Source organism: Verrucomicrobiia bacterium (assembly GCA_035946615.1).
In the GTDB taxonomy this organism is placed as follows: domain Bacteria; phylum Verrucomicrobiota; class Verrucomicrobiia; order Limisphaerales; family UBA8199; genus DASYZB01.
Window position 1 is genome coordinate 14,560 of sequence record DASYZB010000101.1, and the last position, 14,134, is coordinate 28,693.

At 58.7% G+C, this 14,134-nt stretch carries 12 protein-coding genes and 1 riboswitch; of the genes, 8 read left to right on the plus strand and 4 right to left on the minus strand.

Annotated elements, in window-relative coordinates:
• Positions 1 to 43 precede the first annotated feature (43 nt).
• The 7 genes from VG146_14070 to VG146_14100 all read left to right on the plus strand — a co-directional run bounded on the left by VG146_14070 (position 44) and on the right by VG146_14100 (position 7,700).
• On the plus strand, positions 44 to 1,312 hold the full coding sequence (locus VG146_14070; protein ID HEV2393473.1) for an alkaline phosphatase family protein: 1,269 nt from the start codon (positions 44 to 46) through the stop codon (positions 1,310 to 1,312).
• Complete coding sequence (locus VG146_14075) at positions 1,269 to 2,159, plus strand: glycosyltransferase (protein ID HEV2393474.1); 891 nt, start codon at positions 1,269 to 1,271, stop codon at positions 2,157 to 2,159. Before VG146_14070 ends, VG146_14075 begins: the two co-directional genes overlap by 44 nt.
• Positions 2,160 to 2,169: 10 nt before the next feature.
• Positions 2,170 to 3,498 (plus strand): hypothetical protein, encoded by a 1,329-nt coding sequence (locus VG146_14080; GenBank protein HEV2393475.1) that lies wholly within the window; start codon positions 2,170 to 2,172, stop codon positions 3,496 to 3,498.
• Between the two features lie 163 nt (positions 3,499 to 3,661).
• On the plus strand, positions 3,662 to 4,525 hold the full coding sequence (locus VG146_14085; protein HEV2393476.1) for a 4'-phosphopantetheinyl transferase superfamily protein: 864 nt from the start codon (positions 3,662 to 3,664) through the stop codon (positions 4,523 to 4,525).
• On the plus strand, positions 4,522 to 6,138 hold the full coding sequence (locus tag VG146_14090; GenBank protein ID HEV2393477.1) for a WecB/TagA/CpsF family glycosyltransferase: 1,617 nt from the start codon (positions 4,522 to 4,524) through the stop codon (positions 6,136 to 6,138). Before VG146_14085 ends, VG146_14090 begins: the two co-directional genes overlap by 4 nt.
• 40 nt (positions 6,139 to 6,178) lie before the next feature.
• Positions 6,179 to 7,342 (plus strand): glycosyltransferase family 1 protein, encoded by a 1,164-nt coding sequence (locus tag VG146_14095; protein HEV2393478.1) that lies wholly within the window; start codon positions 6,179 to 6,181, stop codon positions 7,340 to 7,342.
• A 67-nt stretch (positions 7,343 to 7,409) separates the two neighbouring features.
• A complete protein-coding gene (locus VG146_14100; GenBank protein HEV2393479.1) occupies positions 7,410 to 7,700 on the plus strand; it encodes a hypothetical protein in 291 nt (96 codons plus the stop codon).
• Positions 7,701 to 7,884: 184 nt separating this feature from the next.
• On the opposite strand, the gene VG146_14105 is transcribed toward VG146_14100, so the two are convergent.
• The gene (locus VG146_14105) at positions 7,885 to 8,844 is read right to left on the minus strand and encodes a sugar phosphate isomerase/epimerase family protein (protein HEV2393480.1); all 960 of its coding nucleotides are present in this window, start codon (positions 8,842 to 8,844) and stop codon (positions 7,885 to 7,887) included.
• Between the two features lie 137 nt (positions 8,845 to 8,981).
• A riboswitch (cyclic di-AMP (ydaO/yuaA leader) is annotated at positions 8,982 to 9,135 on the plus strand.
• Between the two features lie 72 nt (positions 9,136 to 9,207).
• Here VG146_14105 and VG146_14110 point away from each other — a divergent pair.
• On the plus strand, positions 9,208 to 11,037 hold the full coding sequence (locus tag VG146_14110) for a universal stress protein (protein HEV2393481.1): 1,830 nt from the start codon (positions 9,208 to 9,210) through the stop codon (positions 11,035 to 11,037).
• Between the two features lie 95 nt (positions 11,038 to 11,132).
• Here the strand turns inward: VG146_14110 and VG146_14115 are convergent, their stop codons facing one another.
• From VG146_14115 to shc, 3 genes are all read right to left on the minus strand, one after another.
• On the minus strand, positions 11,133 to 11,465 hold the full coding sequence (locus VG146_14115) for an HU family DNA-binding protein (GenBank protein HEV2393482.1): 333 nt from the start codon (positions 11,463 to 11,465) through the stop codon (positions 11,133 to 11,135).
• Between the two features lie 84 nt (positions 11,466 to 11,549).
• Positions 11,550 to 12,680: a quinone-dependent dihydroorotate dehydrogenase gene (locus VG146_14120; GenBank protein ID HEV2393483.1), complete on the minus strand. Its 1,131-nt coding sequence runs from the start codon at positions 12,678 to 12,680 to the stop codon at positions 11,550 to 11,552.
• 97 nt (positions 12,681 to 12,777) lie between these two features.
• The coding region (gene shc, locus VG146_14125; protein HEV2393484.1) for a squalene--hopene cyclase at positions 12,778 to 14,134 on the minus strand (1,357 nt) is incomplete at its 5' end.

Below are 14,134 nucleotides of genomic sequence, written 5' to 3' on the forward strand. Positions count from 1 at the left end.
CGATTCCCCCCGGCACAGCGGCATTCTAAGATTAACCACAGGAATGAAGCCCGTATTGCCTTTATTCGTTTTTATCGATGCCTGTGGTTGGGAAATCATCAAGGATGATCCCTTCGTCCGCGACATCGCCCCGTTGCGCAAACGGCTGACGTCGGTCCTGGGCTACAGCTCGGCGTGCGTCCCCTCCATCCTGTCCGGGCGCTGTCCCGCGCAACACCGCAACTGGAGCTACTTCGTTTACGACCCGCAAAACTCGCCGTTTAAATCGCTGCGCCTTTTGCGCTGGCTCCCGGCTCGGCTGACCAGCCGCAGGCTCTTCCGGCGCTGGCTCTCCAAGCTCATCAAGGCACAGCTCCGGTTTCGAGGCTATTTCGACCTATATAACATTCCATTCAAGTATATCTCGCTCTACGATTTCACCGAAAAGCGAAGCCCGCTGCAACCCGGCGGGCTCAATCGCGGGCCGAACATTTTTGATTTCTTGCGCGAGCGGGGCATCCCGTGGCACGTCAGCGCCCCGGAGCGCGGGGAGGAGGCCAACCTGGCCACCCTGCTCCATGATGTCCAGGCCGAGCGCATCGATTTCGCATTCCTTTACTGGCCCGGGCTGGATGGCCTGCTGCACCGGGTGGGCAATCAATCGCCTGAGGTCCCGCGCAAACTCCGTCTTTATGAAGAATGGCTCGCCAAATTAATGCCAATCTGCGCCAAGCATTATGCCCAGGTCCGCTTATATATCTTCAGCGACCACGGCATGGCCAACTGCGACGAACTGCTCGACTTGAAATCACAAATCGATGCGCTCCCTTTGCGCCTGGCCCGGGATTACGCAGTCGTCTATGACTCCACCATGGCCCGTTTTTGGTTCTTCAATGAGCGCGCACGGCGCCTGGTCACGGATTGCCTGGCCCGCGTCCCCCAAGGCCGCATCCTTCCCGACGCCGAACTCGAAGGATTGGGTGCCTTCTTCCCGGACCGCTATTTTGGTGAGTTAATTTTCCTGGTGCGCGAGGGAGTGCTCATCGTTCCCAGCCATATGGGCGAACGTCCTATTCGCGCCATGCACGGCTATCATCCCTCTGAGAAACACAGCTATGCCGCTGTCTGCACCAATCAAGCCGAGTTGCCCGTCGAGGTTTCAGCAATCCCGGATGTCTATCGATTAATGGTTGCCGAGGCCCAATTGGCGCAAGGCCAAACACAACTGCGCGCTGGGACACAACCGCCGCAAACGAACACACAGGACGCAACGAGTGGGGAGAACCTTCATGCCGGACCTTCTTGCCAGCATCATCATCCGCTCATTCAATGAGGCCTGGGCCCTGCGCGACACCCTCCCAGCGCTCGCGTTGCAGGATTACACAAATTGGGAGCTCATTGTCATCGACTCCGGTTCGACCGACGGCTCGGTTGAACTCATCCGACAGTTTAAGCCGCGCCATTTCATCCAAATCAAACCCGGACAATACAACCCCAGCCGGGTCCTGAACCAAGGCATGGAATTAGCCTGCGCCGAGTTTGGAATTTTTCTCAACGCCGACGCAACGCCGCAAGGGCGCCAATGGCTGCGGCCCTTGGTCATGGCCTTGCAAGACCGTCAAACCGCAGCGGTTTTTGGACGCCAGGCGCCCCGCCCCGACTGCGCAGCAGTTTATGCCCACGATTATGAACGCTGCTTTGGCCCCCGCCGCGAAGCCCTCCGCTGGCAGCACTTCTTCAGCATGGTCAGCAGCGGCTTGCGCAAAGACATCTGGGCACGGCGGGGTTTTCTTCAAAAATTCCAATACTCCGAGGATGACGAATATACCCGGTGGTGCCGTGCCCAGGGCTACCGAGTGGTTTATTGTCCGGAGTCGGTCGTCATGCATTCCCATAATTATACTCCTGAGCAGGCCTACAAACGCAGCTTCGGCGAGGCCAAAGCCCTGGCTGCTGTCTGGACGGCCTCCCCTTTGGCCGTTAATTGGCCCAGGACGGTTGCCCTGGGCTGGCTCAATGACCTGCGCCGCGACGCCGCATTTTGCGCCCGCACCAGACGCCTAGGCGAGCTGCCCCATGCCGCCCGCATTCGCTGGCAGCAACGCCGCGCGCGCCTCGATGGTTTTCGGGAAGGCTGGCAGGTCTATCGCGCCATGCGAGCACAACCCGCTCAAGCCTGACCATCTTCTCATGCCAAAGGTGCTCTTAAGCCCAAATCTCCAAATCTCCCGCCGCTTTACATTAGATGGCAGCGACGCGCTCGAAAGCCGCCTGGAGGCCATTTGCGCCCAGGTTCGCGAAGGTGCTTGCGCCCTCGTTCCCACGCGAAGGTTGGAAGCCCTGGTTCTTGGCGGCGGCTATGGCCGAGGCGAGGGTGGCGTGCTCCAAAGCGGGGCGGGCGATGCACCGTATAACGATCTGGAATTCTATATGTTTTTGCGAGGCAGCAGGCTTCGGAACGAACGAATGTTCCAGCGGGGTCTGCATGCACTAGGCGAGCGGCTCGGCTCCACCGCAGGTTTGGATATCGAATTCAAAATCGAATCGCTTCCTCGCTTTCGTGACGGGCCTGTCTCCATGTTCAGTTACGACCTGGTCTCGGCCCATCGGTTAATTGCCGGACCAGAGGACCTCTTTGAGAATTGCCAATCCCATTTGGATGCTGGCCGGATTCCATTGGAGGAAGCAACGCGGCTGCTTTTGAACCGCTGCACCGGCCTGCTCCTTGCCAGAGAACTCCTCGACAAGTGGGCCTTGGCGCCTACAGAGGAATCTGCTACAATGCTAAGCCGCCGAGGATCCTCCCTATCCCCTTCCGAAGGGGAGAGGGTCGGGGAGAGGGATCCCTCATGTAGTCCATCCCCCAGTCCCCCCACTCACCAGATGGACTTCATTGGTCGCAACCTTGCCAAGCTTAAACTCGCGTTGGGCGACGCCCTCCTGGCTGCCTTGGGTCAATACCACTGGAGCTGCCTGGAACGCCACCGCCGCGTTCAAGACTATTGCGCCGGCAACCTGCCCGACCCGGGCAATAGGAACCGCTGTTTGCCACCCCTTGGGCGGTCCTGGCTGAATGCCGCAGCCAAACTCCATGCAGCCGGCCTTGAATTCAAATTGCATCCCACCCACACTTTCAAATCTGCCCCGGAGTTTAGCTGCGAACTCGAGGAACTTTCGGCACTGGCTCTCGAGCTATGGCTTTGGCTGGAGTCCCGCCGCCTTGGCCGCCGCTTTCTCGATGAACGCGATTATGCCTTGAGTTCCATTCCCAAATCGCTCGGGGCTTCGCCAGGGCTGAACTGCTTATTGCACCTCAGAACCTTCGGCATCGCCGCCCTGGGCCAGGGCAGTTGGCGCTACCCACGCGAGCGGCTGTTTCAATCGTTGCCATTGCTCCTGTGGTCTGGCGAAAGGCTCGGCGAAGTCCTGCCCCACCTTCAGGGGCAATTGCGAACTCGTGCCGCCACTTGGCGCCAATTGGTCCAGGCCTACAAAAGGCTCTGGCGCATCTATGCTTAACACCATCGCAACTTCTCAATCTCTGGCCATGCGCAAAGCGAGTCGGAGCCCGCTACTCTGGCCAATCCCCTCGGAGCCGCTCGACCTGCAAGCGAACCATGTCCACCTTTGGGCCGCCTCTGTGGATGTGCCTCCACCTTTTTTAAGAGTATTTTCTGCCAGTTTGTCTGACGATGAAATCCAGCGGGCTGGTCGATTCCATTTCGAGCAGCACCGCAACCGGTTCATTGCCGGGCGTGGCCTGCTGAGGGCTGTGCTCGCCCGCTATTTGTGTGCGGCTCCCAAACAAATCAAATTCGCGTATGGCACGAACGGCAAACCCTGCCTGGCCAAGTCAACTGGAGGGGACAACTTGGAATTCAACCTTGCACACTCTGAAGATGTGGCTTTGCTGGCGGTCACTCGAACCTTCCCGGTGGGTATCGATGTCGAAAGAATCCGCCCTATGCCTGATGCTGCGGAACTTGTTGCCCGTTTCTTCTCGCCGCGTGAGAGCGCAATTTTCCGAGGGTTGCCGTCGGAGGAACAATCCAGCGCCTTTTTCAGCCTATGGACGCGCAAGGAGGCTCTGCTCAAGGCAACCGGCGAAGGAATTGGCCACCTGCTCAACCAGGTCGAGGTCTCTTTTTTGCCGGGCGAGCCGGTTCGCATCATCCGCATGCCGGAGGGCTTCCAGAGGAGTCTGCAACATGCGCTGCAGGCGGAAGCTGCCAAGAATTCTCCCTCTCTCCTTCGCATGGGGATGGCTTGTCCCTCTCCACTTCAGAAGGGGAGAGGGCCGGGGAGAGGGGTCCCTCTGCATGTAGTCCATCCAACGGTCCCCTCAATAACCCCGCCGGGTCCACAAGACCGCACTGCGCCTTCGCTCTTTCTTTCCGCCTGGAAAGCAACAGCCCCCTGGACTCTGTGCAACCTCGCCCCTGCTTCAGGCTTTGCCGCAGCATTAGCCGTCGCCGACCCGGACCCTTGTGTCAAAACCTGGCAATGGTCTTTCGAGGAAACCGGTAAGCGCCTCACGAACACATGAATAATTCCCTCACACTGCGTGCTGTGGACCCCTTGCCGATCGCCATCCTCGGAATCCCATTTCATCATGTCACCGTTCAGCAGGCCATCGAGCGCGTCGATCAAATGATCGCTTCGCGTGAACCCCATTATCTGGTCACACCGAATGTGGATTTCCTCGTTCAGGCCCGGCGCGACATTGAGTTGCGCCGCATTCTTTGTGAGGCCCACCTGGTCGTTTGTGATGGCACGCCCTTGGTTTGGGCTTCACGGCTCCTGGGTAACCGCCTCCCGGAACGTGTCGCCGGGGCTGACCTGGTCCCTTTGCTGATTGAAATGGCGGCGCAAAAAGGCCACCGGATTTTCCTTCTCGGAGCGAGTGATGACTCGCTGGCGCAAGCTGTCGAAAACCTTCGCTCGCAGTACCCGGACCTGCTCATCGCCGGCCAGTACTCACCGCCTTTTAACAGGCTCCTGGAAATGGACCACGAGCAAATCCGGGCGCGCATTATCAAGGCCCAGCCGGATTTGCTGTTGGTTTCGCTGGGTTGTCCCAAGCAGGAAAAATGGATTGCCATGCATTACCGGGCTCTTGGGGTGCCGGTCACAGCGGGTGTCGGGGCGACAATCGATTTTCTCGCCGGCAAAGTCCGCAGGGCCCCGCGCTGGATGCAGCGCAGCGGCGCAGAATGGCTTTTCCGATTGGCCCAGGAACCAGGCCGCCTCTGCCGCAGGTACATCAAAGACCTCTGGGTCTTTAATTGGAGCATCCTGGCCCAATGGTGGTTTCTTCAACTCCGCTCGCCCCCAACCAAACCACTGATACTCCTCGAGAGCCCATATCCCAAGCGCCCTGATTCCGTGCCTTTGTCGTCGCCATCCTCGAAGAATTTCGACCTCGACAAAGACAATGACAAAGGAGCGGACAACGCTTTCGAAGGGACTTTTAGGGCTGCCGAAACAGCGGATGCCTGGAATCACTCCTCTGCTCATTTTTCAAAGGATGAACCCCACTGCATTCAGGCTCCTGCCAGCCTGGACCTGGAAACCATCCGCGACGCTCCGCCCGTGACCGGCCAAATGCTGGCGGGCGGGCAGCATTGTTGTCTGGACCTTGGCTCTGTAACGTTTATCGACAGCAGCGGGGTAGGGTTCCTGATTGGATTGCAAAAGCAACTTCGGGCTGCAGGCCGCCAACTGGTCCTGCTTCGCCCCAGCCGCGCGGTCCGGCGCGCATTGGGTTTGATGCGCTTGGAGGAATTCTTTGCTTCCGCGCCGGACCTGCCCGCCGCGCGGGAACTCATCTCAAACCGAGAGCGGGAAGCCGCATCTCAGGACGCGCGGGTGGCCCTCCTTGGGCCGGGAGTTTTGGTTTGGCAAGGAGAGGTCACTGCCGCAAATGCCGATGAGGTGTGGGAGCTTGCTCGCGCCCGCCTGGCCATGCCCGGAGCGCCGCCGCACTGGACGGTCGATATGGCTCAGGTCCGCTTCATTGACAGCTCGGGCCTGGGTATCATGGTGCGCGCTAAGAAAATGGCCCGCCAATCCGGCCACACCCTCGCCTTCGCCAACCTTCAACCACCCGTGCAGAATGTCCTCAAGCTCGCCCGGTTGGAAGAATTCCTCCTTAAATAAATTCCTTGCTTCGGCTCTCCGGCGCCTTCAATTCAACGAAATGCGGATCGGCATCTCCACCTCGGTTATTCAACGTGGCAAAACCGGCGTAGCTCAGCATATTTTTGCCTTGTTGAAGGCCTTCCTTGCGCACACGCCCCAACATCAGTTCACATTGTTCGTTTTAAAAGAGGACCTGCCTCTGTTCGACTTTGCTCGGCAAGCCATGGGACTGGTGCTCGTCCCTGAAACCTGGCGGGCTCCTGCCAAAAACATCCTTTGGCATCAGGCGCATTTGCCCTCTTTGGCAAAGCGGTATGCGCTCGATGTCCTGCACGTGCCCAGTTACCGCCGCCTGCTTTGGCCCAAACCCTGCCCGCTGGTCGGCACCATTCATGACCTGGCCCCCTTTCGAGTAGCGGCCAAATACGATTGGAAAAGGATGTTTTACGGGCGGGTCATAGCCCGGCGGCTGGCCCACCGCCAGGATCACATCATCGCCATCAGTCAAAACACCGCCCGCGACATTGCCACCTTTTTCCGACTCGCCAAAGACCGCATTACCATCGTCCCGAACGGCATCGACCACAGCCGCTTCTTCCCGGGTCCCATAGAGGAAGCTCGATGCCGGCTCAGCCAGCGCCTTGGGTTGAATGGGCCCTTCTTTCTTTATGTCGCCAGGCTAGAACATCCCGGCAAAAACCACGTCCGCCTTATCTCGGCATTCGAGGAGTTCAAGGCCGCCACGCACTCGGACTGGCGCCTGGTTCTGGCTGGCAGCGATTGGCATCGAGCGGAAATCATTCATGACGCAATCCGCCAATCACCTTGTGCGGCAGATATCCGGTGTCCTGGTTTCATTCCGGATTCCGAGCTGCCTGATTGGTACTGCGCCGCCAGCGTGTTCGTCTATCCGTCCCTATATGAAGGATTCGGCTTGCCGCCCCTCGAAGCAATGGCCTGCGGCTGTCCCGTAATTGCTTCCGGACGCGGTTCGTTGGCCGAGGTGTTGGGCGATGCCGCGGCTCTCATCGAGCCGGAGGATTTTCATACCATTGCGCGGGAACTCTACCGTCTGGCAACCGACGATGCCCTGCGCAACCGGCTCCGCGCCGCTGGCCTGGCCCAAGCGCGAAAATTCGACTGGAGCCGCGCGGCCCAGGAAACGCTCGAAGTCTATCAAAAGGCCCGAACGCGGCAGGGATGCGCGCCGCCGCTACATTGAAACCACGGGTTTGTCCCCATGGAGTGCGCCACGCCCAGGTGCGAGGATCTTGATAGAGAATCTGGTTATGAAGACGATAGTTGGCTTAGTTGGGCTGCTTCTATTGATGTTGACGCCTGGCTGCGAAGTGGAAAGCGGCTATGGCGGTGGGTACGGGGTTTACGGGGAATACCCGTATGAGTATTATGGCGGGACCTATGCCTACCCCGATTATGGGTATAATTATAATTATACCTACCCGTATTATTATGGGCGCCCGTATGATCGAGACCATTTTTGGGACCGGGGAGAAGGATGGGAACACCACGGGTATCGCGAGCATGGTGGATTCCGCGGCGAGGATCGTGACCGCCACTAAAAAGGCTCTAGTGCGTGTCTTGAAAATGTAGCGGCCGGAGGCTCTGATCCTTTCTTCTGTGGTCAGGCCGCAGGCTTGGCCCGGTGGAACTCAGGGCTGAGATCAGAGCCTCCCGGCGTCGGCTGCTACGGACGAAGACGAGGAGGAAGTCGGCAATCCATTTTTAAAACGCTCTTTCTCTTACTTAGATTTGCGCCTGCTCCACGACGGCCTTCATGCGGCTAAGTCCCGTTTTGGTTACTTCCAATGGGTCTTGGGCCCAGAGCTTGCGGTTAAACAATTCGAGAGATAAAACCTTCTGCCCGCCTGTTTGATGCAGCAGCCGCAACAGTTCCCGCCAGGGCGCTATACCGTCTCCCGGATAGATTCGAAAGCTGTCATCAATCTTTTCGCGCGGCGGATCGCTGGGATAATCATTCATGTGCAGCACCTGAACGGCCTCGGAAGCCAGCAACCGGAACCCCTCCAATTGAGTGCCGCCCTTGTACAAATGAAAAACATCGGCCAGCACGCAGGCCTTCGGATGCCCGGTTTCCATGGCAATGCCCACGCACTCGCCCAGCCGGTTGAGATTTGCCGAAAAACCCCACAATTCGAGTTCCGGCACCAAACCGATTTGATCGCCCGCTTCCAGCAATGCGCGGTAACGTTCGGCGGCCTTGATTAATTCTAGCTTCGGCAGGCCGGTCGCCCCAGCCGGAGGCGCGGCAAACCGCCTCGCGCCAATCTGCGCCGCCAACTCCATCTCGCGCTTTGCCCGTTCGAAGCCTTTGGCCCGGCGGGCGTCGTCCTCGACGATCCATTCAGGAAACGCAATAGCGCCTTCCACTGTCAGCCCCGAATCATTTATGCGCTGGCGCAGTTCCTTTAAATCGCCGCCTCCTTTGACGTAATCGGAAAGGGTATCGACCCAGGGCTCGATAGCATCGTAACCGGCCTTCGAAACGATCTCGACTTCCTTAACGATGCCCAGTTTTTGTCCCCGAATGGTGGCGGTGTTCAGGGAATAAATGAACGGGCGATTCTTTCGCTGGGTTTGTGGCTGTTCAGCGCCGGTCGCCAGCTTCGGACCCGCCAACGCCCCTCCAAGGAGCAGCCCGGCATGGACCAGGGCTTGCCTGCGCGATATTGCTTTTGATTGCATGGCCTCCAAATACCCGAATGCCGCATAAAAGGAAAGAGCACGGGAAAGGCGCCTGTCGCCCCAAGCGTCAGCCAAGCGTTGAAAGCCGCGCGTTTTTTCTTCCCAGGACCGGCTCGGCGCTGGTAATAATAACGCCAGTTCTTTGTCTGCTTAATGGCCTGGGAAGTTTCAGGCCAGCGGGGAACCCAAAATTTCCGCTTTGCGGATAGGGGCTTACGGCGATTTTTCGCTGGGAATACTTAGTGGTTCCAGCCCGACAGCTAACCCCGTCAGCGCTAACATTAAGGTCAAGAAAGCCTGCTGGAGGTTTTTCCCTTTTTTCAAAGGTGTTGGCGTTTTTGGGCAAGGAATGGCGACTCTAAAATGATTGCCACCAATACCAAGCGCCCGCGCAATGTGGACTGGCCGCGCGCGGCGGCGATACTTTATGGCGACTGGGGAACGAGCAAGGCCTATGTGGTGGGCCTGGCGTTTGCCGTGGCCGGGTATGGTTCCTTTTGGCTGATCGGCGCGATGTCGTTGTTGACTGCGCTGGTGGGCATCAATTACATGGTCATCTGCCGCCATTACCCGGATGGCGGCGGGGTTTATGCCAGCGTGCGGCATCGTTCGGAGATTGTTTCTATTGTCGGGGCCTTTCTTCTGATTGCCGATTACCTCGTCACCGCCGCCATTAGCTCCTTGTCCGCATTCCAATACCTGGGCGTGCCGCGACCGGAGATTTTCGCCGCGCTGGCTATCGTAATGATTGGGGCGCTTAATTTCTTTGGCCCGCGGCACACCGGCGGGCTGGCTTTTCTTATTTCTCTGCCGACGGTAGTTGTGGTCGTTTTGCTGGGGGCGTTTTGCCTGCCGCATCTTGGGCACGCGATTCAGCACTTGGAACCCTTACAGGGGGGATTCTTAAAGAACTGGAAGGGATTTGTTGGAGTGGTGCTCGCGTTATCGGGGGTGGAAGCGATTGCCAATGCCACGGGCGTGATGAAACTCAACCCGGGCAGCAGCGACGCCAACCCCAATGTCTCAAAGACTTCCAACCGGGCGATCCTCCTGGTTATGGTCGAGGTTTGCTTCTTTACGGTGCTGCTGAGCCTGGGAGCCCATGCCCTGAATGGTTTGATCATCGATAAGGACCAAGTCGATGCGCCCGGAAACCCCGGCGTGCGCGATTATATGCTCCGATACATGGGCCAGGTCTTTGTCGGCGGGGCTCTGGGGCCGACCGTTGGGCACATTGCCGCCTGGGCGGTCAGCATCGTTTTTGCCTTTTTGTTGCTCTCGGCAGTGAACACCGCGATTGTGGATTTGATTGCCATTCAGTTCCTGATGTCGCGCGACCGCGAGCTGCCGTCCGCATTTCAAAGGCTGAACAAGTTCGGCGTGCCGAACTTGGCCATTGTTTTGTCCACCGTCATTCCGATGCTGCTTGTGCTCGCGGTGAGCGATATGGCGGGATTGGCGGACCTCTATGCGGTCGGCGTGGTGGGGGCGATTGCCACCAACCTGGGTGCAACCTCGACGGATAAGAAGGTCAGGCTGGCGCAGTGGGAACGCGCGTTGATGTTTTTGACTTTTTTGGTCATGCTCGCCATCGAGATTTCCCTCTTCATCGATAAGCCGGGCGCGCGGGTTTTTGCCGTGACGATTCTGGCCATCGGTCTGATCCTGCGGGGGCTGGTTACCGAAGCCGGTAAAAAGAAAGACCTCGCCGCAGCGGCAGCGGCGGCCGCCACGGTGCCGGTGGCGATTGAAACCAACGCCGCGCAAGGGGCTGATGCGGTGGCTGCGGACCGCCCGCCTATTGTTTGCGCCGTGCGCGGTGCTGGAAAGACTCTCGACTTCGCGCTCGAAGAAGCCCAATTGAGCCGGCGTCCGCTTTATCTGCTGTTCGTTCGGGCCTTGCCGGCCCTGAGCGAGGCGGACCATTCGCGGCGCTGGCAGGAGGACGAGGAAGCTAGAATGGTCTTTGCTCAAGCCAAGGACCTGGCACGAGGCCATCCGGTGTTTCCTTGTTACGCAGTCAGTGATTCGGTGGCCGACACGATTGTCGATATCACCGCGACAATGGGCGCTTCTCTGTTAATTCTGGGCGCCCCCGTACGAAATCGGTTGCTTCATCTGCTGCGCGGCGACATTGTGCAACGCGTCTCGGAGCATCTGCCGGAGGACATCCATTTGCTGGTCTATGCCTGAGTCTGGAGAGGGTGCTTCAATCAGGCCTAAAAACGCAGTTCCCTCTGGCAGCACGCTGCCCGTATCCTTAACGAAGGCCCGCCTTGGTTGTTACGTTAGCTCGCGGTTTGTGTTGGCTGGTTTGAAGCGGGGGCGGGAGGGGGAATTTTGAGGACCTCAGCGCGCATTTCCTTGCCTGGCTTGAACTTGACGACCGACCGCTCGGGTATGGGCACGTCGGTCGCTGGCGCGTTGGGGTTGCGCCCGATGCGGGCGCGGCGGACTTTGACTTCAAAGACCCCGAAGTTGCGCAACTCGACCTTATCGCCTTTAGCCAGGGCTTCGGCTATATGGTCGAGGGTCTTTTGGACAACGTCCAGGACCTGCTGCTGAATCAGTCCCGTCTCCTCGCTAATGCGAATCACCAAGTCTCGCTTTGTCAGAGTCATAGGTAATGGGGTAAGGGTTCAACCTGTCATCCAGCTTTGTATAATCCTCAGAGCCGCAATCGTCAAGAGTAGAATTAGTTAAAATTACCGGCCATTGGCTGCGCTGCCCACCGCGTGGCGCAACTCCCGAAAACCGGCCCGCTCGAGACATTCGAGCAAGCCGCTGACGATCCCTCTGGCTGTCCCCGGACCCTCATAAACCAGCCCTGTATAGAGTTGAACCAAGGATGCGCCGGCCATGATTTTCTCCCAGGCATCCGCGGCATTAAAAATGCCTCCGACCCCGATAATGGGCAGGGTGCCCTTGGTTTGTTGAAAGAGATGGCGAATGACTTCGGTGCTGCGGGCGCGCAAGGGGCGTCCGCTCAAGCCGCCTTCCTCAGTATAGACCCTTCGTAATGGCGGCGAATCTGTCTCGGGGCGGCTGATGGTGGTGTTGGTGGCGACCAGGCCGTCTATCTGCCGCGACTGGGCTAATGCGAGGATGTCGTCCAGGGCATCAAACGAGAGATCAGGGGAAACTTTGATGAGAATCGGCTTACGTTGCGGTTCCTGGGCGCCAGCCTGGGGGGCTTTACGTTGGACCTCCTTGATGGCAACAAGGATTTCATCCAGAGCAGATTTTTCCTGCAGTTGCCGCAGTCCCGGGGTATTGGGCGAGCTGACGTTGACTACAAAGAAATCGAGATAAGGCTGGAGCACTCGCAGGGAGTTGGCGTAATCTTCAGGCGCTTTTTCCAAAGGCGTTGTCTTTGATTTGCCGAGGTTCATGCCGACGGGGTGTTTGGGCCATCGGCCTCTTGCCCGCCACTGGGCCAATGTTTGGGCCACGGCCTCAGCGCCGGGATTATTGAACCCCATCCGATTGACAATGGCCTCTTCGGCAATGGCCCGAAAGACCCGGGGCCCGGGATTTCCCGATTGTGGGTGCCAGGTGACCGCTCCCAGTTCGGTGAAGCCAAAGCCGAGGGCGGCCCAGGCGGGCAGGGCCTCAGCCTGTTTATCCATGCCGGCAGCCAATCCGACCGGGTTGGGAAAATTGAGTCCCATGATTTCTATTGGCAAAGCAGGGGCTCCAAAGAAGGACTCGACGGCGGCGCACAGCAGTTCATTGCGGCCTGCCCAGGCCAGTGCCTGCAGGGTGCGCTGGTGGATTTGTTCGGGGTCCTGTGCGAAGAGCGCAGGGCGAATCAGGTGGCGATAGAGCCAGCTCATCGGTTGGCTGTATCTAATGAGTTGCGATTCTGAACGCCCAGGCGCAAAGACTGCGCCGTTGCATCTCTGCATTATGAGCTGTTTGCATGCCTAGGGCTTAGGGACGCGACGGGCGGCCAACAACCAGGGTATCGTGTGGGCGAGAGTCCAGACCAATGCCAGGGTGCTCTTTTCCATTCACCTCACCGTTTTGTGCCGAGGCAGGGCGGGTGAGCAGCTTGCGGTAGGCGGCTAGTGCCAATAGGGGCCAGCTATTGCGATACATATCGTATTTGAGATAGAAGACCTTCGGGAAACCGGTGCCGGTGGTCTCGGCCTCGGACCATGAGCCGTCGGGATTCTGAGTGCGCACAAGGTACTCGATACCGCGCTGGATGCTGGGCCGGCTGGGATCATCAAAAGCGCACAAACCCATGACTGCCCAGGCCGTTTGCGAGGCCGTGCTAGGCCCCTGGCCCTTAAAGACAGGGTCGTCGTAAGTGTTGCAGCGCTCGCCCCAGCCGCCGTCGTGGCGCTGAACGCTTTCCAGCCAGTCCCGCGCCTTGAGCAGCCAGGGCTCGTTCATATCGAGATTCATGGCGCGCATGCCGCGCAAGACCTGCCAGGTGCCGTAGATGTAATTGACTCCCCAGCGGCCATACCAGGAACCGTCCTCCTCCTGTTGCTCGCGGACGTAGCGAAGGGCCTTTTGCACCTGGGGATGGGCGACGCTGTAGCCTTCATGGCCGAGCAATTCCAGGATGCGCGCGGTGATGTCGGCGCATTCGGGGTCGAGCATCGCGTTGTGGTCGGCAAAGGGCACCTTGTCCAGCACCCCTTTGGTGCAGTCTTTGTCGAAGGCGGCCCAGCCTCCGTCTTTGCATTGAAAAGTCATCATCCACCGCAACCCGCGCTGAAAGCATTCGTCGCGTTTCTGCAGATCGTCAGTTGGCACTTTCCTCAAGGCCAGCAGCACCATCGCCGTGTCATCGACGTCGGGGTTCCATTTGTTCTCGAATTCAAAGACCCACCCGCTGGGTTCGACTTTGGCGGGGTTCTTGTACTGCCAGTCGCCCCGGAAGCGGATTTCTTTTGTCATGAGCCATTCGGCAGCTCGTTTGAGGGCCGGGTCGTCGCTTGAAACGCCCGATTCCTGCAAGCAGATCAGCACGATGGCGGTGTCCCACACCGGTGAAAAGCACGGCTCGATGCGGACGCTGTCCTCGGTTTCGTGTTCGAGTTCTTTGAGCCGGCGTTCTGCGCGCAGCACCTGCGGGTGGTCGTCGGGATAGCCCAGGGCCTTGAGGGCGATGAGGGAGTTGAGCATGGCGGGAAAGATGGCCGCCAGGCCGTCGCTGCCCTCAAATCGTTCCAGCATCCATTGCTCGGCCTTGCGCAGCGCGCGCTTGCGGAATGGATGGATATTATTTTCGGCAAACCATTCGGCAAATTTATGGACGCGATCGAGCCAAAGA

Excerpts from the sequence above, each read along its gene's own strand:
- VG146_14070 (HEV2393473.1), top strand. The coding sequence starts at position 44 with ATGAAGCCCGTATTGCCTTTATTCGTTTTTATCGATGCCTGTGGTTGG.
- VG146_14075 (HEV2393474.1), top strand. The coding sequence starts at position 1,269 with ATGCCGGACCTTCTTGCCAGCATCATCATCCGCTCATTCAATGAGGCC.
- VG146_14080 (HEV2393475.1), top strand. The coding sequence starts at position 2,170 with ATGCCAAAGGTGCTCTTAAGCCCAAATCTCCAAATCTCCCGCCGCTTT.
- VG146_14090 (HEV2393477.1), top strand. The coding sequence starts at position 4,522 with ATGAATAATTCCCTCACACTGCGTGCTGTGGACCCCTTGCCGATCGCC.
- VG146_14095 (HEV2393478.1), top strand. The coding sequence starts at position 6,179 with ATGCGGATCGGCATCTCCACCTCGGTTATTCAACGTGGCAAAACCGGC.
- VG146_14100 (HEV2393479.1), top strand. The coding sequence starts at position 7,410 with ATGAAGACGATAGTTGGCTTAGTTGGGCTGCTTCTATTGATGTTGACG.
- VG146_14105 (HEV2393480.1), bottom strand. The coding sequence starts at position 8,844 with ATGCAATCAAAAGCAATATCGCGCAGGCAAGCCCTGGTCCATGCCGGG.
- VG146_14110 (HEV2393481.1), top strand. The coding sequence starts at position 9,208 with ATGATTGCCACCAATACCAAGCGCCCGCGCAATGTGGACTGGCCGCGC.
- VG146_14115 (HEV2393482.1), bottom strand. The coding sequence starts at position 11,465 with ATGACTCTGACAAAGCGAGACTTGGTGATTCGCATTAGCGAGGAGACG.
- VG146_14120 (HEV2393483.1), bottom strand. The coding sequence starts at position 12,680 with ATGAGCTGGCTCTATCGCCACCTGATTCGCCCTGCGCTCTTCGCACAG.